This window comes from Pseudomonas sp. Z3-6 (assembly GCF_051131985.1).
In the GTDB taxonomy this organism is placed as follows: domain Bacteria; phylum Pseudomonadota; class Gammaproteobacteria; order Pseudomonadales; family Pseudomonadaceae; genus Aquipseudomonas; species Aquipseudomonas zanjanensis.
Window position 1 is genome coordinate 1,112,488 of the sequence record NZ_CP071644.1, and the last position, 22,198, is coordinate 1,134,685.

General features: G+C 58.1%; 17 protein-coding genes, 2 tRNA genes and 3 rRNA genes. 17 read left to right on the forward strand and 5 right to left on the reverse strand.

What is annotated here, in order from left to right; genetic code table 11:
* Nucleotide 1 precedes the first annotated feature (1 nt).
* The 13 genes from ilvN to J3P88_RS05115 all read left to right on the forward strand — a co-directional run bounded on the left by ilvN (nt 2) and on the right by J3P88_RS05115 (nt 13,752).
* The gene (gene ilvN, locus J3P88_RS05055; RefSeq protein ID WP_003176102.1) at nt 2-493 is read left to right on the forward strand and encodes an acetolactate synthase small subunit; all 492 of its coding nucleotides are present in this window, start codon (nt 2-4) and stop codon (nt 491-493) included.
* Between the two features lie 45 nt (nt 494-538).
* Nucleotides 539-1,555, forward strand: coding sequence for a ketol-acid reductoisomerase (gene ilvC / locus J3P88_RS05060; RefSeq protein WP_003185459.1), 1,017 nt, complete (start codon nt 539-541; stop codon nt 1,553-1,555).
* A gap of 144 nt (nt 1,556-1,699) precedes the next feature.
* Nucleotides 1,700-2,545 carry a CDP-diacylglycerol--serine O-phosphatidyltransferase gene (gene pssA / locus J3P88_RS05065; protein WP_053125264.1) on the forward strand — a complete coding sequence of 282 codons (846 nt, stop codon included), beginning with the start codon at nt 1,700-1,702 and terminating at the stop codon, nt 2,543-2,545.
* 75 nt (nt 2,546-2,620) lie between these two features.
* The gene (gene msrP / locus J3P88_RS05070) at nt 2,621-3,634 is read left to right on the forward strand and encodes a protein-methionine-sulfoxide reductase catalytic subunit MsrP (protein ID WP_434574325.1); all 1,014 of its coding nucleotides are present in this window, start codon (nt 2,621-2,623) and stop codon (nt 3,632-3,634) included.
* Nucleotides 3,634-4,254: a protein-methionine-sulfoxide reductase heme-binding subunit MsrQ gene (gene msrQ, locus J3P88_RS05075; protein ID WP_434574326.1), complete on the forward strand. Its 621-nt coding sequence runs from the start codon at nt 3,634-3,636 to the stop codon at nt 4,252-4,254. The genes msrP and msrQ overlap by 1 nt, the downstream gene beginning before the upstream one ends.
* A 554-nt stretch (nt 4,255-4,808) precedes the next feature.
* Nucleotides 4,809-6,345, forward strand: a 16S ribosomal RNA gene (locus tag J3P88_RS05080).
* A gap of 123 nt (nt 6,346-6,468) precedes the next feature.
* Nucleotides 6,469-6,545, forward strand: a tRNA-Ile gene (locus tag J3P88_RS05085).
* A gap of 10 nt (nt 6,546-6,555) precedes the next feature.
* A tRNA-Ala gene (locus tag J3P88_RS05090) sits at nt 6,556-6,631 on the forward strand.
* A gap of 242 nt (nt 6,632-6,873) precedes the next feature.
* Nucleotides 6,874-9,765: ribosomal RNA gene (locus tag J3P88_RS05095) — 23S ribosomal RNA — on the forward strand.
* 157 nt (nt 9,766-9,922) lie between these two features.
* Nucleotides 9,923-10,038, forward strand: a 5S ribosomal RNA gene (rrf, locus tag J3P88_RS05100).
* The 16S, 23S and 5S rRNA genes sit together here with 2 tRNA genes alongside, the layout of an rRNA operon.
* A 148-nt stretch (nt 10,039-10,186) precedes the next feature.
* On the forward strand, nt 10,187-10,846 hold the full coding sequence (locus J3P88_RS05105; RefSeq protein WP_434574328.1) for a paraquat-inducible protein A: 660 nt from the start codon (nt 10,187-10,189) through the stop codon (nt 10,844-10,846).
* Complete coding sequence (locus tag J3P88_RS05110) at nt 10,833-11,456, forward strand: paraquat-inducible protein A (protein ID WP_434576356.1); 624 nt, start codon at nt 10,833-10,835, stop codon at nt 11,454-11,456. Before J3P88_RS05105 ends, J3P88_RS05110 begins: the two co-directional genes overlap by 14 nt.
* Nucleotides 11,449-13,752, forward strand: coding sequence for a PqiB family protein (locus J3P88_RS05115; RefSeq protein ID WP_186729801.1), 2,304 nt, complete (start codon nt 11,449-11,451; stop codon nt 13,750-13,752). The genes J3P88_RS05110 and J3P88_RS05115 overlap by 8 nt, the downstream gene beginning before the upstream one ends.
* A 195-nt stretch (nt 13,753-13,947) precedes the next feature.
* On the opposite strand, the gene mksF is transcribed toward J3P88_RS05115, so the two are convergent.
* The 3 genes from mksF to mksB are packed head-to-tail and all read right to left on the reverse strand — an operon-like array spanning nt 13,948 to nt 18,756.
* Nucleotides 13,948-16,788, reverse strand: coding sequence for an Mks condensin complex protein MksF (gene mksF, locus J3P88_RS05120; protein WP_434574330.1), 2,841 nt, complete (start codon nt 16,786-16,788; stop codon nt 13,948-13,950).
* Entirely contained in the window at nt 16,785-17,486 is a 702-nt protein-coding gene (gene mksE / locus J3P88_RS05125; protein WP_014340217.1) for an Mks condensin complex protein MksE, read from the reverse strand. Before mksE ends, mksF begins: the two co-directional genes overlap by 4 nt.
* Nucleotides 17,476-18,756 (reverse strand): Mks condensin complex protein MksB, encoded by a 1,281-nt coding sequence (gene mksB, locus J3P88_RS05130; RefSeq protein WP_186704989.1) that lies wholly within the window; start codon nt 18,754-18,756, stop codon nt 17,476-17,478. Before mksB ends, mksE begins: the two co-directional genes overlap by 11 nt.
* A 180-nt stretch (nt 18,757-18,936) precedes the next feature.
* On the opposite strand from mksB, the gene J3P88_RS05135 reads away from it, so the two are divergent.
* Both J3P88_RS05135 and rimI read left to right on the forward strand, forming a co-directional pair.
* Entirely contained in the window at nt 18,937-19,716 is a 780-nt protein-coding gene (locus tag J3P88_RS05135; protein ID WP_434574333.1) for an energy transducer TonB, read from the forward strand.
* The gene (gene rimI / locus J3P88_RS05140; RefSeq protein WP_047229376.1) at nt 19,709-20,161 is read left to right on the forward strand and encodes a ribosomal protein S18-alanine N-acetyltransferase; all 453 of its coding nucleotides are present in this window, start codon (nt 19,709-19,711) and stop codon (nt 20,159-20,161) included. Before J3P88_RS05135 ends, rimI begins: the two co-directional genes overlap by 8 nt.
* Nucleotides 20,162-20,411: 250 nt before the next feature.
* Here rimI and J3P88_RS05145 read toward each other — a convergent pair whose 3' ends face one another.
* Nucleotides 20,412-20,816, reverse strand: coding sequence for a serine kinase/phosphatase (locus J3P88_RS05145; RefSeq protein WP_434574336.1), 405 nt, complete (start codon nt 20,814-20,816; stop codon nt 20,412-20,414).
* Between J3P88_RS05145 and J3P88_RS05150 the strand changes: the two genes are divergently transcribed.
* On the forward strand, nt 20,815-20,943 hold the full coding sequence (locus J3P88_RS05150; RefSeq protein ID WP_264083867.1) for a hypothetical protein: 129 nt from the start codon (nt 20,815-20,817) through the stop codon (nt 20,941-20,943). The genes J3P88_RS05145 and J3P88_RS05150 overlap by 2 nt on opposite strands.
* A gap of 5 nt (nt 20,944-20,948) precedes the next feature.
* Nucleotides 20,949-21,593, forward strand: a complete 645-nt coding sequence (gene can / locus J3P88_RS05155) for a carbonate dehydratase (RefSeq protein ID WP_186704992.1) — start codon at nt 20,949-20,951, stop codon at nt 21,591-21,593.
* Between the two features lie 10 nt (nt 21,594-21,603).
* On the opposite strand, the gene J3P88_RS05160 is transcribed toward can, so the two are convergent.
* Nucleotides 21,604-22,131, reverse strand: a complete 528-nt coding sequence (locus tag J3P88_RS05160) for a lysine methyltransferase (RefSeq protein WP_186704993.1) — start codon at nt 22,129-22,131, stop codon at nt 21,604-21,606.
* Between the last annotated feature and the right edge of the window lie 67 nt (nt 22,132-22,198).

Sequence of the window (22,198 nt, forward strand, 5' to 3'; positions counted from 1 at the left end):
CATGCGACACATTATTTCCTTGCTTCTGGAAAACGAACCGGGTGCGCTGTCTCGTGTTGTAGGCCTGTTCTCGCAGCGCAACTACAACATCGAAAGCCTGACCGTGGCACCCACCGAAGACCCGACTTTGTCGCGTCTGACGCTGACCACCGTGGGGCACGATGAAGTCATCGAGCAGATCACCAAGAACCTGAACAAGCTGATCGAGGTGGTCAAGCTGGTGGACCTGTCGGAAAGCGCTCACATCGAGCGTGAACTGATGCTGGTCAAGGTCAAGGCCACCGGCGCCCAGCGCGCCGAGATCAAGCGTACTACCGATATTTATCGTGGGCAGATCGTCGATGTCAGCGCCAGCGTCTATACCGTTCAGTTGACCGGTACCAGCGACAAGCTCGACAGCTTCATCCAATCGATCGGCACTGCCTCGATTCTGGAAACCGTACGCAGTGGCGTCACCGGGATTGCCCGTGGCGACAAAGTACTGAGCATCTAAACCAAATTAGCGAATGGCCTGAATGGCCAGATATAGGGGAAATTCATGAAAGTTTTCTACGATAAAGATTGCGACCTGTCGATCATCCAGGGCAAGAAAGTCGCCATCATTGGTTACGGTTCCCAAGGCCACGCCCAGGCGTGCAACCTGAAAGATTCCGGCGTTGACGTAACTGTCGGCCTGCGTAAAGGCTCGGCCACCGTTGCCAAGGCCGAGGCCCACGGCCTGAAAGTGACCGACGTGGCTTCTGCCGTTGCCGCTGCCGACCTGGTCATGATCCTGACCCCGGACGAGTTCCAATCGGCGCTGTACAAGAACGAAATCGAACCGAACATCAAGAAAGGCGCCACCCTGGCCTTCTCCCACGGCTTCGCGATCCACTACAACCAGGTCGTGCCACGTGCCGACCTTGACGTGATCATGATCGCGCCGAAGGCCCCGGGTCACACCGTGCGTTCCGAGTTTGTGAAGGGCGGCGGTATCCCTGACCTGATCGCGATCTACCAGGACGCATCCGGCAACGCCAAGAACGTGGCCCTGTCCTACGCCGCTGGCGTGGGTGGCGGTCGTACCGGCATCATCGAAACCACCTTCAAGGACGAGACCGAAACCGACCTGTTCGGCGAGCAAGCCGTTCTGTGTGGCGGTACCGTCGAACTGGTCAAGGCCGGTTTCGAAACCCTGGTTGAAGCCGGCTACGCGCCAGAAATGGCCTACTTCGAATGCCTGCACGAACTGAAGCTGATCGTTGACCTCATGTACGAAGGCGGTATCGCCAACATGAACTACTCGATCTCCAACAACGCCGAGTACGGCGAGTACGTGACCGGTCCGGAAGTCATCAACGCCGAATCCCGCCAGGCCATGCGCAACGCCCTGAAACGTATCCAGGACGGCGAATACGCCAAGATGTTCATCAGCGAAGGCGCCACCGGCTATCCTTCGATGACCGCCAAGCGTCGCAACAACGCCGCCCACGGTATCGAAATCATCGGCGAGCAACTGCGTTCGATGATGCCGTGGATCGGTGCCAACAAGATCGTCGACAAAGCCAAGAACTAAGTCGCGAGCTTGATCGAAAAACGCGGCCTTGGCCGCGTTTTTTCGTTTGGGCGATGGCTTCTGGTATAAAGCTGCATCGTTTGCGGCCGAACCGTCGTCCCAGACATCTGTCGAATTTTTTCACACCGTTGCAAGGTATTGTCCATGAGCGAACGTCCCGACGAGCCAAACCAGGCTCCTGACGCCGAAAGCCTGTTGCCCATCGATGAACATATCGAAGAAGGCCATGACGCTGAAGGCCGAAAGGTCCGGCATCGTGGCATCTATCTGCTGCCGAATCTGTTCACCACCGCGAACCTGTTCGCCGGTTTCTATTCCATCATCAGCTCCATGAGCGCCCAGGCCGCCTTGAGCGCCGGCGATAGCGCAGGGGCGAGCCGTTACTTCGCGTTCGCCGCCATTGCGATCTTCGTCGCCATGGTGCTCGATGGCCTGGACGGGCGCGTCGCCCGCATGACCAATACCCAAAGCGCGTTCGGCGCCGAATATGATTCGCTGTCCGACATGGTCGCGTTTGGCGTGGCGCCCGCCTTGCTGGCGTTCGGCTGGGCGCTGGGAGACATGGGCAAGGTCGGCTGGATGGTCGCCTTCATCTATGTGGCGGGTGCGGCGTTGCGCCTGGCGCGTTTCAACACCCAGGTCGGCAAGGCTGACAAGCGTTACTTTATCGGCCTGGCCAGTCCGGCTGCGGCGGGTGTCGTGGCGGGTGTAGTCTGGGCATTCAGCGACTATGGCATCCAGGGTTCAAAAATGTCGTTCCTGGTGGCGCTGCTGGTTGCCGCGGCGGGGATGCTGATGGTCAGCAACATCAAGTACAACAGCTTCAAGGAGCTGGATCTGAAGGGGCGTGTGCCGTTCGTTGCGATTCTAGCGGTGGTGCTGGTATTCGCCGTGGTGTTCAGTGATCCGCCGCGTATCCTGCTGCTGGTATTCCTCGCCTATGCGGCTTCCGGCCCGGTGCAGTACTTGTTGCGTCTTCGCCGACGCTAAACGTTGCCTTAATGTAATTTCCCCCATACTCCGCAGTCTATTGGTGCACCTGCCCTCCAATACTGCGGAGTTGTCATGCTGATCAAGATCCCCAAGTCGTCCGACTGCCGTGAATCGGACGTCACGCCCGAATCCTTCTATCTATCTCGTCGCCAGATGCTCGGTGCAACCATGGCGGGTCTCGCCGTGAGCAGCTTGCCGCAATGGGCCAGCGCTGCCGATGCGGCGCGTTATGCCGATGTCGAACCGGGCAAGGCGCCGTCCTGGTTTGCCGAGAAACTGCCTTCGGTCCAATGGGAGGCGGTCACGGTCAAGAATGAGGCGATCACACCGTTCAAGGACGCGACCCATTACAACAACTTCTATGAGTTCGGCACCGACAAAGGGGACCCGGCAGCCAATGCCGGCTCCTTGAAGGCCGAGCCCTGGAGCGTGGTGGTGGACGGGGAGGTGGGTAAGCCGGGGCGCTATGGGTTGGAAGACTTCATGAAGCCTTATCAACTGGAAGAGCGGATTTATCGGCTGCGCTGTGTCGAGGCCTGGTCCATGGTTATTCCGTGGATCGGCTTTCCCATCTCCGCATTGCTCAAGCAAGTCGAGCCGACCTCAAAGGCCAAGTACATCCGCTTCGAAACCCTGCAGGACCCCAAGGTCATGCCGGGGCAGCGTTCCGGTTTCGCCTTGATCGACTGGCCGTATGTGGAGGGGCTGCGTTTGGACGAGGCGATGAACCCGTTGGCGATCCTCGCGGTGGGGATGTACGGGCGGGAGTTGCCGAACCAGAACGGCGCGCCGCTGCGGTTGGTGGTTCCTTGGAAGTATGGGTTCAAAAGTGTGAAGTCCATCGTGCGCATCAGTCTGGTGAGCGAGCAGCCGAAGAGCACGTGGCAAAGCATTGCGTCTGACGAATACGGTTTCTATGCCAACGTCAATCCAACAGTCGATCACCCGCGTTGGACCCAGGCACGTGAGCGCCGTTTGCCGAGCGGGCTGTTCAGTCCCAATGTGCGCGACACGCTGATGTTCAACGGCTATCAGGATGAAGTCGCTTCTTTATATGCAGGGATGGACCTGAGGAAGGACTACTGATGCGTTTTCCAGTCTGGCGAATCAGCCTCTTCATCGCGGCGGCGGTCTGGCCGTTGTTCTGGCTTTACGAGGCCTTGATGAATTCGTTGGGTCCTGACCCGGGCAAAGTGCTGGTGGATCGGCTCGGGTTGGGGACGCTGATCCTGTTGTTGATCACCTTGAGCATGACGCCGTTGCAGAAATTGACGGGGTGGGTGGGGTGGATTGCAGTCAGGCGTCAGTTGGGGTTGTGGTGCTTTGCTTATGTGGTGCTGCATTTAAGTGGGTATGCGGCGTTCATATTGGGGTTCGACTGGTCGCAGTTGGGCGTCGAGTTGAGTAAGCGGCCTTATATTATTGTGGGGGCGCTTGGGTTTCTCGGGCTATTGGCATTGGCGGTTACATCCAATCGCTACAGTCAGCGACGATTGGGGGTGCGCTGGAAGAAACTGCATCGCCTGGTGTATCTGATTCTGGGGCTGGGGCTGCTGCATATGCTGTGGATCGTGCGGGCGGATCTGAAAGAATGGGCGATATACGCCTTTATAGGTGCCGCACTATTAGTGCTAAGGGTGCCGTCGGTTATGCGTCGGATCCCGCGTTTGCTGGGTAGGAAAGTATCTTCTGCAACAAAAGCGTAATTAGGGGTTGACGGCAGATTCTGGAAGTCTATAATTCGCCCCACTTCCGGCGCAGTCGAAACTGAAAACTCCTTGAGTTTCAATGAGTTAAGTAGGTTTCGAGGGTGTAGGGCTTCAGTTCATCGAAGTTTGGAAGGAGCAGGTAGAGCGGTGATGTTTGGCTCTATCGGCGGTTCGATCTTCTCGGTCGAAAGCGGTGAAAAAAGAGGTGTTGACAGCAGCGAGTAACGCTGTAGAATTCGCCTCCCTCTAACGAGAGATCGGAAGCGCAAGTGGTTGAAGTTGTTGATGTTTCCGAAGCGAAACTTTGAAAACTTCTTAAAATAACCGCTTGACAGATACACGGGGCGCTGTAGAATGCGCGCCTCGGTTGAGACGAAAGACTCAGCCAGCCGCTCTTTAACAACTGAATCAAGCAATTCGTGTGGGTGCTTGTGGAGTCAGACTGCTAGTCAACAGATTATCAGCATCACAAGTTACTCCGCGAGAAATCAAAGATGTAACCAACGATTGCTGAGCCAAGTTTAGGGTTTTCTCAAAACCCAAAGATGTTTGAACTGAAGAGTTTGATCATGGCTCAGATTGAACGCTGGCGGCAGGCCTAACACATGCAAGTCGAGCGGTAGAGAGGTGCTTGCACCTCTTGAGAGCGGCGGACGGGTGAGTAATGCCTAGGAATCTGCCTGGTAGTGGGGGATAACGCTCGGAAACGGACGCTAATACCGCATACGTCCTACGGGAGAAAGCAGGGGACCTTCGGGCCTTGCGCTATCAGATGAGCCTAGGTCGGATTAGCTAGTTGGTGGGGTAATGGCTCACCAAGGCGACGATCCGTAACTGGTCTGAGAGGATGATCAGTCACACTGGAACTGAGACACGGTCCAGACTCCTACGGGAGGCAGCAGTGGGGAATATTGGACAATGGGCGAAAGCCTGATCCAGCCATGCCGCGTGTGTGAAGAAGGTCTTCGGATTGTAAAGCACTTTAAGTTGGGAGGAAGGGCATTAACCTAATACGTTAGTGTTTTGACGTTACCGACAGAATAAGCACCGGCTAACTCTGTGCCAGCAGCCGCGGTAATACAGAGGGTGCAAGCGTTAATCGGAATTACTGGGCGTAAAGCGCGCGTAGGTGGTTCGTTAAGTTGGATGTGAAAGCCCCGGGCTCAACCTGGGAACTGCATTCAAAACTGTCGAGCTAGAGTATGGTAGAGGGTGGTGGAATTTCCTGTGTAGCGGTGAAATGCGTAGATATAGGAAGGAACACCAGTGGCGAAGGCGACCACCTGGACTGATACTGACACTGAGGTGCGAAAGCGTGGGGAGCAAACAGGATTAGATACCCTGGTAGTCCACGCCGTAAACGATGTCAACTAGCCGTTGGGAGCCTTGAGCTCTTAGTGGCGCAGCTAACGCATTAAGTTGACCGCCTGGGGAGTACGGCCGCAAGGTTAAAACTCAAATGAATTGACGGGGGCCCGCACAAGCGGTGGAGCATGTGGTTTAATTCGAAGCAACGCGAAGAACCTTACCAGGCCTTGACATCCAATGAACTTTCCAGAGATGGATTGGTGCCTTCGGGAACATTGAGACAGGTGCTGCATGGCTGTCGTCAGCTCGTGTCGTGAGATGTTGGGTTAAGTCCCGTAACGAGCGCAACCCTTGTCCTTAGTTACCAGCACGTTATGGTGGGCACTCTAAGGAGACTGCCGGTGACAAACCGGAGGAAGGTGGGGATGACGTCAAGTCATCATGGCCCTTACGGCCTGGGCTACACACGTGCTACAATGGTCGGTACAGAGGGTTGCCAAGCCGCGAGGTGGAGCTAATCCCACAAAACCGATCGTAGTCCGGATCGCAGTCTGCAACTCGACTGCGTGAAGTCGGAATCGCTAGTAATCGCGAATCAGAATGTCGCGGTGAATACGTTCCCGGGCCTTGTACACACCGCCCGTCACACCATGGGAGTGGGTTGCACCAGAAGTAGCTAGTCTAACCTTCGGGAGGACGGTTACCACGGTGTGATTCATGACTGGGGTGAAGTCGTAACAAGGTAGCCGTAGGGGAACCTGCGGCTGGATCACCTCCTTAATCGACGACCGCAGCTGCTTCATGAGCTCCCACACGAATTGCTTGATTCATTGAAGAAGACGATAGAAGCAGCTTTAAGCTCCAAGCTGATAGCTCACAGCTAACAGTTACAAGCTCGAAATTGGGTCTGTAGCTCAGTTGGTTAGAGCGCACCCCTGATAAGGGTGAGGTCGGCAGTTCGAATCTGCCCAGACCCACCAATTTTGTTATGGGGCCATAGCTCAGCTGGGAGAGCGCCTGCCTTGCACGCAGGAGGTCAGCGGTTCGATCCCGCTTGGCTCCACCATAAACTGCTTCTGAAAGCTTAGAAATGAGCATTCCATCAAGGTGATGGTGAATGTTGATTTCTAGTCTTTTGATTAGATCGTTCTTTAAAAATTTGGGTATGTGATAGAAAGATAGACTGAACGTTACTTTCACTGGTAACGGATCAGGCTAAGGTAAAATTTGTGAGTTCTCTTAGTTGAGAAATTCGAATTTTCGGCGAATGTCGTCTTCACAGTATAACCAGATTGCTTGGGGTTATATGGTCAAGTGAAGAAGCGCATACGGTGGATGCCTTGGCAGTCAGAGGCGATGAAAGACGTGGTAGCCTGCGAAAAGCTTCGGGGAGTCGGCAAACAGACTTTGATCCGGAGATGTCTGAATGGGGGAACCCAGCCATCATAAGATGGTTATCTTGTACTGAATACATAGGTGCAAGAGGCGAACCAGGGGAACTGAAACATCTAAGTACCCTGAGGAAAAGAAATCAACCGAGATTCCCTTAGTAGTGGCGAGCGAACGGGGACTAGCCCTTAAGCTTCTTTGATTTTAGCGGAACGCTCTGGAAAGTGCGGCCATAGTGGGTGATAGCCCTGTACGCGAAAGGATCTTAGAAGTGAAATCGAGTAGGACGGAGCACGAGAAACTTTGTCTGAATATGGGGGGACCATCCTCCAAGGCTAAATACTACTGACTGACCGATAGTGAACTAGTACCGTGAGGGAAAGGCGAAAAGAACCCCGGAGAGGGGAGTGAAATAGATCCTGAAACCGTATGCGTACAAGCAGTGGGAGCCCACTTTGTTGGGTGACTGCGTACCTTTTGTATAATGGGTCAGCGACTTATTTTCAGTGGCGAGCTTAACCGAATAGGGGAGGCGTAGCGAAAGCGAGTCTTAATAGGGCGTCTAGTCGCTGGGAATAGACCCGAAACCGGGCGATCTATCCATGGGCAGGTTGAAGGTTGGGTAACACTAACTGGAGGACCGAACCGACTACCGTTGAAAAGTTAGCGGATGACCTGTGGATCGGAGTGAAAGGCTAATCAAGCTCGGAGATAGCTGGTTCTCCTCGAAAGCTATTTAGGTAGCGCCTCATGTATCACTGTAGGGGGTAGAGCACTGTTTCGGCTAGGGGGTCATCCCGACTTACCAAACCGATGCAAACTCCGAATACCTACAAGTGCCGAGCATGGGAGACACACGGCGGGTGCTAACGTCCGTCGTGAAAAGGGAAACAACCCAGACCGTCAGCTAAGGTCCCAAAGTTATGGTTAAGTGGGAAACGATGTGGGAAGGCTTAGACAGCTAGGAGGTTGGCTTAGAAGCAGCCACCCTTTAAAGAAAGCGTAATAGCTCACTAGTCGAGTCGGCCTGCGCGGAAGATGTAACGGGGCTCAAACCATACACCGAAGCTACGGGTATCACGTAAGTGATGCGGTAGAGGAGCGTTCTGTAAGCCTGTGAAGGTGAGTTGAGAAGCTTGCTGGAGGTATCAGAAGTGCGAATGCTGACATGAGTAACGACAATGGGTGTGAAAAACACCCACGCCGAAAGACCAAGGTTTCCTGCGCAACGTTAATCGACGCAGGGTTAGTCGGTCCCTAAGGCGAGGCTGAAAAGCGTAGTCGATGGAAAACAGGTTAATATTCCTGTACTTCTGGTTATTGCGATGGAGGGACGGAGAAGGCTAGGCCAGCTTGGCGTTGGTTGTCCAAGTTTAAGGTGGTAGGCTGGAATCTTAGGTAAATCCGGGATTCCAAGGCCGAGAGCTGATGACGAGTTACCCTTTGGGTGACGAAGTGGTTGATGCCATGCTTCCAAGAAAAGCTTCTAAGCTTCAGGTAACCAGGAACCGTACCCCAAACCGACACAGGTGGTTGGGTAGAGAATACCAAGGCGCTTGAGAGAACTCGGGTGAAGGAACTAGGCAAAATGGCACCGTAACTTCGGGAGAAGGTGCGCCGGTGAGGGTGAAGCACTTGCTGCGTAAGCCCACGCCGGTCGAAGATACCAGGCCGCTGCGACTGTTTATTAAAAACACAGCACTCTGCAAACACGAAAGTGGACGTATAGGGTGTGACGCCTGCCCGGTGCCGGAAGGTTAATTGATGGGGTTAGCTAACGCGAAGCTCTTGATCGAAGCCCCGGTAAACGGCGGCCGTAACTATAACGGTCCTAAGGTAGCGAAATTCCTTGTCGGGTAAGTTCCGACCTGCACGAATGGCGTAACGATGGCGGCGCTGTCTCCACCCGAGACTCAGTGAAATTGAAATCGCTGTGAAGATGCAGTGTATCCGCGGCTAGACGGAAAGACCCCGTGAACCTTTACTATAGCTTTGCACTGGACTTTGAATTTGCTTGTGTAGGATAGGTGGGAGGCTTTGAAGCGTGGACGCCAGTCTGCGTGGAGCCATCCTTGAAATACCACCCTGGCAACTTTGAGGTTCTAACTCAGGTCCGTTATCCGGATCGAGGACAGTGTATGGTGGGTAGTTTGACTGGGGCGGTCTCCTCCTAAAGAGTAACGGAGGAGTACGAAGGTGCGCTCAGACCGGTCGGAAATCGGTCGTAGAGTATAAAGGCAAAAGCGCGCTTGACTGCGAGACAGACACGTCGAGCAGGTACGAAAGTAGGTCTTAGTGATCCGGTGGTTCTGTATGGAAGGGCCATCGCTCAACGGATAAAAGGTACTCCGGGGATAACAGGCTGATACCGCCCAAGAGTTCATATCGACGGCGGTGTTTGGCACCTCGATGTCGGCTCATCACATCCTGGGGCTGAAGCCGGTCCCAAGGGTATGGCTGTTCGCCATTTAAAGTGGTACGCGAGCTGGGTTTAGAACGTCGTGAGACAGTTCGGTCCCTATCTGCCGTGGACGTTTGAGATTTGAGAGGGGCTGCTCCTAGTACGAGAGGACCGGAGTGGACGAACCTCTGGTGTTCCGGTTGTCACGCCAGTGGCATTGCCGGGTAGCTATGTTCGGGAAAGATAACCGCTGAAAGCATCTAAGCGGGAAACTTGCCTCAAGATGAGATCTCACTGGGACCTTGAGTCCCCTGAAGGGCCGTCGAAGACTACGACGTTGATAGGCAGGGTGTGTAAGCGCTGTGAGGCGTTGAGCTAACCTGTACTAATTGCCCGTGAGGCTTGACCATATAACACCCAAGCAATTTGCTGACTCGAAAGAGCGCCAGATTGCGGTGTGTGAAGACGAAACGAACCGAAAGTTCGAATCTCACAAAACACCGAAAGCTGTCACATACCCAATTTGCTGAAGCGAGGCCATCAGGCCACGACTCGGTACCCGAATTTCTTGACGACCATAGAGCATTGGAACCACCTGATCCCATCCCGAACTCAGCAGTGAAACGATGCATCGCCGATGGTAGTGTGGGGTTTCCCCATGTGAGAGTAGGTCATCGTCAAGATTAAATTCCGAAACCCCTATCTGCTGATGCAGGTAGGGGTTTTGTTTTGCCCGCCATAAAACTCTGCGAAAGCTCGTGATAAATTTGCACAGTTATTTTCGAGCTGGAGCACTAGAATAGCCCCACCTTAGCTGAGCCAGAGCTGTTTATGCCCGATCCGTCAGACACTGATAGGTTGTCAGATCTACCCCTGAGCGATCTGGTGGCGTGTCATGAATGCGACCTGTTGATGCGCAAGCCCCAATTGGCCAATGGCGAAAAAGCCGAGTGCCCCCGCTGTGGTTACGAGCTGTATGCCCACAGACACAATGTAGTCGAACGCAGCCTTGCCTTGGTGATTGCTGCCTTGCTGTTATTTGTGCCAGCCAACTTCTTACCCATCATGCAACTCAATCTGCTCGGGCAGTCCTCCCAGGACACCGTTTGGAGCGGAGTAGTGGGTTTGTTCGATACCGGCATGCAAGGCGTCTCGGTCGTTGTGTTTTTGTGCAGCATGGGCATTCCGCTGCTCAAGTTGCTTTGTCAGTTGGCGGTATTGCTGACCATTCGCTTGGATATCGGCCGTAGCTACGGTTTGTTGCTGTACCGCATTTATCACCATCTACGGGATTGGGGGATGCTCGAGGTTTACCTCATGGGCGTGCTGGTGGCCATCGTCAAGTTGGCAGACATGGCGGCCATCACCGTAGGCCTTGGCTTGGTGTGCTTCATCAGTTTGTTACTTGTTCAGGTCTGGCTGGAAGTGGTGATGTCACCGCATCAGATCTGGCAGGCGTTATCAGGAGAAGATGCCCATGCGGGCGATTGATGCCGGCATTCTGGTTTGTACGGAATGCCATGAGTTGAATCGACAAGACGCCGAAACCGACAACCAAACCTGTACTCGCTGCGGCGCACTGGTCCATCCCCGTCGCCCGAACAGCTTGATGCGGACCTGGGCGTTGTTGATCACTGCCGCGATTCTTTATATCCCGGCCAATATGCTGCCGATCATGACCATCAACTCGCTGGGCCAAGGCGCCCCGAGCACCATCATGGCCGGTGTCATTGAGTTGGTTCAGCACGGCATGATTCCTATCGCCGCCGTGGTGTTCATCGCCAGTATCCTCGTGCCCACCTTCAAACTGGTGGGCATCGCCTTGTTACTGTTTTCCGTACAGCGGCACCAGCCCATGTCGGCGCGGCAACGCATCCTGATGTACCGTTTCATCGAGTTCATTGGGCGTTGGTCGATGCTGGATATTTTCGTGATCGCCATCCTGGTGGCGGTGGTGAATTTTGGACGACTCGCCAGTGTCGAAGCCGGTCTCGGTGCGATTGCTTTCGCCAGCGTAGTGATTTTGACAATGATTGCCGCAGTAACTTTCGATCCCCGACTGATTTGGGATAACACGGAGTCGGATAACGACCATGACTGATTTGCCTACCGCTAAAACCCGACCGGCTTCGAACTGGTCGGCCATCTGGGTCCTGCCGCTGATTGCGTTGATCATCGGCGGCTGGCTCGGCTGGCGGGCTTATAACGAGACCGGAATCGAAATCAATGTGCGCTTTGAGAGCGGTGAAGGGATTCAGGTCAACAAAACCGAGGTCGTCTACAAAGGCATGACGGTCGGCAAAGTCAAAGACCTCACGCTCGATGATGAAGGCAGCTCGAAGGGCGTCATCGCAACCATCGAGATGAACAAGGATGTCGGGCAATACCTCAAGAGCGGAACACGTTTCTGGTTGGTCAAGCCGAGCGTGAGCCTGGCCGGGATCACCGGCCTGGAAACCCTGGTATCGGGCAACTACGTGGCGATCAGTCCGGGCGAAGGCGAGTCGACCCGTAAATTCAAGGCCCTGGTCGAAGAGCCGCCGCTGTCGGATTCCAAGCCGGGTTTGCACCTGACTGTGAAGGCTGAGCGCTTGGGGTCGCTGGACCGTGGCAGTCCGGTTTTCTACAAGCAGATCCAGGTTGGCCAGGTGAAAAGCTACCTGTTGTCCGAAGACCAGCGCACTGTTGAAATCAAGATCTTCATCGAGCCGACCTACGCCAGCCTGGTGCGTAAACACACGCGTTTCTGGAACGCCAGTGGCATCAGCATCGATGCCAACCTCTCGGGCGTCAAAGTGCGCAGTGAGTCCCTGGCCAGCATTGTGGCCGGAGGCATCGCCTTCGCCACGCCGGAAAGCCGCAAGGACAGTCCGCCGACGGATCCAAGCCTGCCCTTCCGCCTTTACGAAGACTTCGATGCAGCGGCAGCGGGCATTCGCGTGAAGGTCAAGCTCAGCGACTTCGAAGGCTTGCAGGCCGGTCGCACACCTGTGATGTACAAGGGCATTCAGGTCGGCAGTCTGAAGACCCTCAAGGTCGATCCGGATCTGGCCAGTGCCACGGCCGAACTGACCCTGGACCCGTTGGCCGAAGATTACCTGGTGACCGGCACGCAGTTCTGGGTCGTCAAGCCGTCGATCTCCCTGGCGGGTATCACCGGCCTGGAAGCCTTGGTCAAGGGCAACTACATCGCCGTGCGACCGGGTGACAAGGGGGGCGCGCCGCAGCGCGAGTACGAAGCCCGGGCCAAGGCGCCACCGCTGGACTTGCGTTCACCGGGCCTGCATTTGGTCCTGCTGACCGAAAACCTCGGTTCCCTGGAAGTAGGCAGTCCGATTCTCTACAAGCAGGTCAAGGTCGGCTCGGTGCAGAGCTACCAGTTTTCTCGCAAAAAGAAGCAACTGATCATTGGTGTACACATCGAGAAGGAATATGAAGGGCTGGTCAACGGCTCGACACGGTTCTGGAACGCCAGTGGCATCACGCTCACGGGCGGTTTGACAGGGGGGATCCAGGTCAAGAGCGAATCCTTGCAAAGCCTGATGGCCGGCGGGATTGCCTTCGAAACGCCGGAACCCAATGTGCCACTGAAAAGACGCATTCCGCGTTTCCGGCTGTTTGCCGATCACGAAGCCGCACAACAGCGCGGCACCGTGGTGACGATCAAGGTCGACCGCGCCGATGGCTTGCGCAGTGGTACGCCGATCCGTTTCAAAGGGCTGGACGTGGGCAAGATCGAAGGTGTCGATCTCAGCGCCGACATGCAATCGGTGTTGCTCACTGCGCGTATCACCGAAGTGCCGGAGCGCATCGCCCGGGTCGGGTCGCAGTTCTGGGTGGTCAAGCCTGAGTTGGGGTTGATGAAGACCTCCAACCTGGAGACGCTGGTCACAGGCCAATACGTTGAAGTGCAGCCTTCGGTGAAAAACCTTGGGCCACAGAAAAGCTTCGTGGCCCTGGCCAACCCGCCGGAAAGCGCTATACCCGAGGCCGGTCTCAGCCTGGTGCTGAGCGCAGCCCGCCGTGGTTCGTTGAAGATCGGCGTGCCGGTCACCTATCGGGAAATCACGGTGGGCAAGGTCACAGGTTATGAACTTGGCCAGACGGCGGACCGGGTGCTGATCCATATCCTGATCGAGCCCAAGTATGCACCACTGGTGCGCAGCGGCTCTCGCTTCTGGAACAGCAGTGGCTTCGGTCTGGACTTCGGTCTGTTCAAGGGCGCGACGGTGCGAACCGAGTCCCTTGAAACGTTGATCCAGGGCGGCATTGCGTTCGCAACGCCGGATGGTGAGCGGATGGGCAACCCGGCGCGACCGGAGCAAACCTTCCCGTTGTTCGACAAGTTTGAAGATGAATGGCTGACCTGGGCACCGAAGATCAGTCTCGGCAAGTAAGCTATTTGAATGTGATGCCTGTGGCGAGGGAGCTTGCTCCCGCTGAGCCGGTCCGACGCTTCGGGCGTAGCGGCCCCAAAGTCTGCGACCGCTGCGCAGTCGAGCGGGAGCAAGCTCCCTCGCCACAGAGTATGCGATAACAAAAAAGGCCGCGATCCAATGGATCGCGGCCTTTTTCACATCCAGAGATTCACATCACACCGAATCCAGCTCCGGCTCATCGGCCTGGACATTCACCGTGGCCTTCACCGCATCGTGACGACGGATGTATTTCCAGTCCGCTTCGTCGATGTAGATGCCGTTCGGGCCGCTGCCGCCTTCCAGGTCGATGGCGACACTGGCGCAGACTTGCGGCTTTACACTGGCAAGGATCGGCACGAAGCCCAGTTGCAGACTGGTTTCCAGCAGCGCGGCCTGGTTTTTCTCGTCGATGTCCGCCGCTTCGTCCAGGTAGTACGGCAGGCGCACGCGACCGGCCTGTTCGCGGTCCATCAGGTGCAGCAACAAGTACATGTTGGTCAGCGCCTTGATGGTCATGGTGGTGCCGTTGGACGCCGCACCGTCGATGTCGGTGTGGATCACCGGCTGGCCGTTGACCTTGGTGATCTCGAACGCCAGCTCGAACAGGTCCTTGAGGCCGAGCTGGTTGTGGTTCGCCGCCACCAGCCGCGCCAGGTATTCCTTGGCTTCTTCGTTCTTGTTGTCCTGCTCGGCGCTCTGGCTGAGGTCGAACACCGACAGCGTCTCGCCTTCTTCGTACTGGCCGGCGCTGTGGATGATCTGGTCGATGTGCTTGAGCGCTTCCTTGTTCGGTGCCAGGACGATACGGAAGCTCTGCAGGTTGGACACCTGGCGCTTGTTGATCTCGCGGTTGAACAGCGCCAGTTGATGCTCGAGGCTGTCGTAGTCGCTGCGGATGTTGCGCAGGGTCCGGGCGATATCGGTCACGGCCGCACGACGCGCCTTGCCCAGGGTCAGGGCCTCGTCGGTGCGGTGGGCATAGGCGTTGATCAGCAGTTGCAGGCGCCGCTCCATGTCGTCTTCGCTGTCGAACTTGGCCACGCCCTTGAGGCGCACTTGGGCATACAACGCTTCGATCTGGCCGTCGACCCGCAGCAGTCCTTGCCAGCTGTCCTGGTAATCGTTGAGCAGCGGCAGCAGGTTGTCCATGGAGTCATCGACCGGGTCCATGAACGGCGTGCCGAACGGCAGGTCCGCCGGCAGCAATTGACGGCGGCGCAGGGCGTCGTCGAGGGTGCGCTGCTTGGCTTCCATGTCGGCGATCTGCCGGCCCACCAGTTGCAACTTGGCGGACAGCTGCTGGACGCGTTCGGTGAACGCATCGCTGGAGCGCTTCAGCTCGTCCTGGGCGGCTTCCATCTGCGCCAGTTGCTCGAGTTTCTCGCCTTCCTCGGCGCTCAAGGTCTGGGTGCGACGGAAATCCTCCAGGGCTTTCTGTGCGTCCAGGACCTGCTGGTACAGCGCCTCGGTCTGGGTCTTGCTCGCGGCGCGGTCGGCGGCCACGGCTTGCTGGGTCTTGAGCTGCTTGAGCTCTTTTTCCAAGCGCTCTTTCTGGTCCCGCAGCGCGGCACGGTCGGCCAGGGCTTGCAGGGCCGGCGGCTCGATGTGGGACAGGTCGATGGACAGGCCCGGCACTTCGAAACGCTCGCCCTTGAAGCCGTCGAGGATCAGCTCCATGGATTTGACCCACTCGCCGTTCTCGTCCAACGCGATGCCGTGTTCGCCCAGCGGCAGGCTGAACAGGGCGCTGTTGAACAAGCGCATCAGGCGTTCCACGTCCTGCTGGGAGAACTCTTCCCGCAGGCGGGCGTAGCTGTTGTTGTCGGCGTGATCGAGTTGTTGCTTGACCGACTTCAGGCGCTTTTCCAGGTCCCGCAGACGTTCTTCCAAGTCTTCGGCGCTGAACTGCCGGGAGTGGGCCAGGGCGCCGGCCAGTTCGTCGTGGGCGTCCTTGGCGGCGAGCAGTTGTTGCTCCAGGACCTTGACGTCATCCACCAGGGCGAAGCGGTTCTTGAGCACCGACAGCTCGCCGATCCAGCGCTGGATGCCGCTGATTTCCCGCTCCAGGCGCATCAGCTCCTGGGTGCCGCCGCGCTGGTCGTTCTGCAGCGAATCCTGCTCGTTGCGGTAGTGTTCGGCCTGGATGGTTAGCTCTTCCTTGCGCGCGCTGGCGTAGTCCGACCAGGTGCCCAGCAGTGAGTCGAGCAACGGCGAGAGGCGATGCAATTTGCCGCGCAGGATGTCCCGCTGCTTCACGCCATTGGCCAAGGCTTCCACCAGCGGACCGGCTGCCACCAGGGAGTTGTAGTCCTGCTCCATGCGTCGTACATCGCGGAAGGCTTCTTCGCACGCGGCGATGTAGTCCACGCTGCCGGAGCGCAGGCTGTGTTCGAACGCATCGAGGAACAGTTGCTTGAGCTTGGCCGCGGTGATTTCGCGCATGTGCAGCAGGTTGATAAACAGTGCGCGGAAGGTCTTGAGGCTTTGCTCGCTGGTGGAGCGCAGCGGGATCAGCGTCAGGTCCAGCGGGATCGAGGTGTGACCACCCACCAGCAGGCGGCGCAGTTCATCCGGCTTGAGTTCGTAGGCTTTCAGGCCTTCGCGCTCCAGGTTGGTGAACAGCTCTTTCTGGCGCAGGCAGGTGTCATTTTTCTGATAGTGGGCCAGGTCCAGTTTGCCGGCATAGGCAAAGAACTGGTGACCGAAACCACCGCCAGGGCCGCGACCGACCACGCCAATCACGTGTGGGCCGTGGGGCAGGGCGACTTCCACCAAGATGTAGCTGGTGTCCGAGGCAAAGTAGAAACGCCGGGATTGTTCCAGGCTGTACTTGCCGAAGCTCATGTCCGACATGCGCGCCAGGATCGGGAACTGCAAGGCGTTGATCGAGGCGGATTTACCCAGGTTGTTCGCGCCATACACCGACAACGGTTCTTCCAGGGGGAACAAGCCCAGGCTGTAGCCGGCGGTGTTCAAAAGGGCAAAGCGGCGGATGCCGTAGCGTTCCTTGCTCATGCGTCGGTCTCCTGTTCTTCGGCAATGGCGCGGGCCAGTGCGTCTTCTTCGCTTTCACCTTCGAATTCGCTGAGGTCCAGCGGATCATCGGTCTGCAGCAGTTTTTCGTCGCTGTCTTCATCGATCAATACCGGTGCCGGTAGCGGCAGCACGCTGTGCAGGCTGGCGGCCAGGTCGCGGTCCTGCTGGACGGACAGGCAGACGTCGAGGAAGCGATGCATCGGCGGCAAGAAGCGGTACACGCCGTTTTCTTCGCTGGCAAAACCCAGTTGGGTCATGCGGCGCATGATTTTTTCTTCCAGCTCTTCCTGGGTCTGTACTTCGGCCTGGATGAACAGGTCGCGGTATTTCTCCAGCAATGAAGGCAGCTCATCGCGGCCCAGGCTGCCGCCGTCAAGCACGGCGATGGGATCGCGGCCCTGGTCGGCCAGGTGCTCGACGAGGATGAAGGTGAACAGGGCCAGGCGCTGGGCGGTCTTGTTCACCGCCGCGGCGGCCAGGTCCGGCACGAAGTAGTAGAAACCACGGGTGTCGCAGACCAGTTCGAAGCCCAGGGCCTTGAACAGCGTGCGGTACTGGTCCTGGAAGTTCGACAACTGCGCGTACAGTTCCGGGTCGCGGCGGCTGACGTGGTAACCCTTGAACAGCTCGCGGAAGATCGGCGCCAGCTGGGACAGTTCGGATAGATCAAGATGCATGGGGGATGCTCGCAGAATCCTCGGCGGCGATGTCGCCGGCCGAGAGCAGGGCGAAGGAGCGCAGGCTGACCTGATGCTCGTGAGTGTGGTATTCGCGGCGTTCCAGACGCTCGCGCTTGAAACGTTTTTCCCGCGACAGGCGCGAGAACCAGTACAGCAATTCGTCGGTGGCGCCGTCCGGCTCCTGCTCCAGCAGCCAAGTCATCAAGTCCGGCATCGGCAGGGCGTCTTCGCAGCGCTCGACCATCTCGCGCACGGTGCGTGGCGCACGCGGCGCTTCGCCACCCTTGTGGGTCTTGTGGGACTTGGGGAAACGCGCCGGTTTCGGTTCGAAGCGGGCCAGGGCATAGACGTAGGCTTCAACCTGGCTGGCGCTGCCCAGGAAGGTGCTTTGCGGCCGGGTGAACAGCGGCATGGCCGCTTGCGGCACGGCGTCAATGCCTTTGCGGCGAATGGCCGCCAGGGCCAGGGCGGCACCACGGGTCACGGCGTTATGGCGGCGGGCCTCTTCGCGCAACGGCAAAAGCAGTTCCCGGGCGTGGCGCAGGGTCAGCTGGGCGCTGGTCTGCATCTCCAGGATGCGCGCGTGGGTGCGCAGCAGCATGTCGTCGTCCACCAGGTGGCCGAGGCGCTGCTGTTCGGTGAGCATGCGCAACAGCACGTTCTCGACCTTGCGCACGCCTTGCTCGAACGCGCCGTCGGCGTTCACCAACTGGATCATCGGCTCGACGTATTCGTCCCAGGTCGCCAGCACTTCGGCATAGCGCTGGCGCAGCGGGATCTGCCGGTCACTGGTCTTGGCCCGTTCGGCCACGGCGACAAGGGCCTGTTCGTCGTTGGCCAGTTTCTTCAGGACGTCGCGCACGCGCATGTCCAGCAGGCGCAACTGGCGGGCCAGGTCGTTGCCGTCGCGCACATCGAAGGCATCCTGGATGTAGCCGGCCAGGCGTTCGAGGTGACGCAGGTAGGCTTCGATTTCCAAACACAGGCCCAGGCGGTGTTCGCGGCGCAGGTAGGCGAGGAAGTCATGGATCTGGGCGTTGAGCTCGAAGCGGTTCGGGCTTTTCGCCACCGGCACGAGGATGTCCAGGCGGATCCACACGTCCAGCAGGTTGGTGATGTCCTGGGGCGTGCTGTCCAGTTGTTGGGCGGCCAGCTGTGAACGCAATTCGTTGAGGCTCAGGGTGCCCTGGTCGAAGTGCTCGCACAAAGGTTCCAGCAATGCCCAGTGTTCAGCGAGGGCGCGCAAGACGCGCTTGGGTTCGATCATCGCAATGGCCGTCGGGTTGGCAATTAAAAGCGGCGATTGTACTGCATCGGGCCGGTTGCGATTCACCCCTTGGACGGACTGTCGTTCCCTATTGATCGATAATTGACTCACAGGGAAGCGATCCGCGTCGAAGGGCGGTAGAATCGCTTCCACTTTCAGTTATCCACAAGTGGCCGACCCTTGCTTATCGAGTCCCGTCGCCGCGCCTATCTGACCGCCATGCAGGTGGTCAACTGGCTGCCGCGTACCGAATTGCCGTTCGCCGCCCCGTCGCGGCCCGAGCTGTTGGAAACGCCCGAGCCCGAGTACGTCGCGCCGGTCGTGACGGCGCCTGTGGCCAAGACGGTCGCCGAGACGCCAGCCGCCGCACCTGAGCGGCCAAAAATCGAAGTGCCTCGCCCGAGCCTGGCCTCGACCCGCACCAATGCCAAACCGGTGGAAGAGGTGGTCGAGGCACCGCCCAAGGCCCCCTATGTCGCCCCGCCGCGTTTCGCCCTGCAACTGCTGCGGGCCGGGCGTTGCCTGCTGTTGGTGGAGTTGCCCACGGGCGAGCCGTTTCAAAGCCGCGATCCGGCCTACCTGCTGCTCAAGGACATGCTGCGCGCCGCCGGTCTGCCGGACAGCCCGCAGATCATTGGCGAACCGGTGCGGTGGCCGCTGTTGTCGCGAGGCACCATGGACCAGGGGCCGGAAGCGGCGCGGGATTTCGTCCAGGGCTTCGTTTCGGCGCGGCTCGAAGACGAGCCCTGCGTGTGCCTGTGGCTGATCGGCCTGCCAGCGGTGAAGTTTGCCGGCGAGGCGGATGCCGAGGCGTTCAATCGCGAATTGCAGGTCGAAGGCCTGGGCTCGGCCTGGGCGTTGCCCGGGCTGGAATTGTTAATGGAAACGCCACAGCGCAAGGCTGATGTCTGGCAAGCCATGCGCCGGCTGATGGCGCGCTGGAAAGAATCGAATGAGTGACGCTGTATCGTTCCGCCCGATGACCGAGGCGGACCTCGACGCTGTACTGAAAATCGAATACGCGGCCTACAGCCACCCCTGGACCCGCGGGATATTTCTCGACGGGCTGGGCAAGTACCAGATCTGGCTGATGTTCGAAGGCCAGCAGCAAGTCGGCCATGGGGTGGTGCAGATCATCCTGGACGAGGCGCACCTGCTCAACATCACCGTCAAGCCGGAAAACCAGGGCCGTGGCCTGGGCTTGCGCCTGCTGGAACACCTGATGTCGATCGCCTACAAGGCCGAGGCCCGGGAATGTTTCCTGGAAGTGCGCGACAGCAACCGCACGGCGTTCAGGCTGTATGAGCGCTATGGCTTCAACGAAGTGGGCCGGCGCCGGGATTATTACCCGGCGGTGGGTGGGCGCGAGGATGCGGTGGTCATGGCGTGTACCTTGGTGGACTGAACGGCCACGACCCCCTGTGGGAGCGGGCTTGCTCGCGAAGACGGCGGTACATCCAGCATCGATGCGAACTGAACCATCGCTTTCGCGAGCAAGCCCGCTCCCACAGGGTATTGGTGGGGTACATCAAACCTGAGGTCATACACAAAACCAATGTGGGAGCGAGCCTGCTCGCGATGGCTTCGGCCCATCCGACATTTGATACAGGCTGACCCACCGCTTTCGCGAGCAGGCTCGCTCCCACAGGGTCGGGTCAGCGCTTGCCATCCAACGGATCGATATCGGCCATTTCCGCTTCGTCCAGCCCATCGCCTCCGCCAATATCATTTTCGTTCACGACGCTCAGGTCCCAATCCGCCTGCTCGTCGTCGCCGGCCTCGGAGGCGTCCCGAGCGCCGTCTTCGCGGATGAGGGTTTCCGGGCTCATGTCGTCATCGGTGGATTGATGGTCATCCGTCGAGGCGCCGGTCATGCCCGCTTCACGCACGCGCTCACGCGGCATCAGCTGTTCGCGTTCGCCTTGCGGCAATTCGTCGCCGATTTTCGCGCTGGGCTGTTCGTCGTCGAACTCCAACTCATGCATCGAGCCCATCCGATCCTCGTTGTCGTCGATGGGTTCCGGCTGCGTCGCGTCGAAGGGGCGTCGTGAATCATTCATGGCAATTCCTCATACTGTGGGCCTTACTGGTGTCGACCGGCAGCGCAGCCAGGAATTCCAATGCATCACCGACGTGACCCCGACCGGCGGTCGTCTGTCACAGTTGCGCACTCTCTATCGAGGCTAGACAGCATGAACGAATTACAAGATCTGATTGATAACAACGCGCGTTGGGCCGATGCGATCAAGCAGGAGGATCCTGACTTTTTCGCCAAGCTGGCTCGTCAGCAAACCCCCGAGTACCTGTGGATCGGCTGTTCCGATGCGCGGGTGCCGGCCAACGAGATCGTCGGCATGCTGCCGGGTGATCTGTTCGTGCACCGCAACGTGGCCAACGTGGTGCTGCACACCGACCTCAACTGCCTGTCGGTGATCCAGTACGCCGTGGACGTGCTCAAGGTCAAACACATCCTGGTCACTGGCCACTATGGCTGTGGTGGTGTGCGTGCCTCGATGCAGAACCAGCAACTGGGCCTGATCGACGGCTGGCTGCGCTCGATTCGCGACCTGTACTACGAGCATCGCGAGGCGTTGGGCCAGTTGCCGACCGAAGAGGAGCGTGTGGATCGCCTGTGCGAACTCAACGTGATCCAGCAGGTCGCCAACGTCGGCCATACCAGCATCGTGCAGAACGCCTGGCACCGTGGGCAGAAACTGTCGATTCATGGCTGCATCTACGGCATCAAGGACGGACGCTGGAAGAGCCTGGACACCACGATCAGCGGTTTCGAGCAATTGCCGCCGCAGTATCGGCTGCGTCCGGTTGGCGCGCCCTGACTGAGGCTCGTCAGTCGCGGTGACATTGACGACGCCAGTGCCGTAGAAATGTCATTCCCTGCTCATTGGGCGGTTCGTCATAGCCGGTAATCCAGCCATGACAGTTGTACGAACCGCAGCGGCAGGCGAACTGCCGGTACAGTTTCTGTTCGGTACTGGCGTAGTCCATCGTCAGGCAGTCACCTTCATCGATACGGGCCAGTGACCATAACCACAGTTCGCTCATGTCGAGGAACACGTTCGGATTGCAGGAGTGCAGCAGCAATCCGGCGAAGCGTGGGTCATACATGTGCACGTTCGGCAGGATTTGCAACGTGTCCCGGCGCCGTCGACTCACCAGCAACCCCGACACCCTGCACATCCTCGTCATGGGCGCGAAGGGCTTGCGGGCGATGATGCCGTGGCCGCGCCCGTCGGTCGTCTGATGCACTTCAAAGTCGCGCACAGAAGGGTAGCCCAGGCGGGTGCTGAGTTGTTTTTCCGGGTAGATGCAATCCCGGCGCTGTGAACAGGCGCTATCGCGGATGAACAGGCTCATGACAGTCCTTGTCGGTGATAGACACTCGACTTGTTGGCGCTGGCGATCCTGCCGGCGGTCGTTGAAA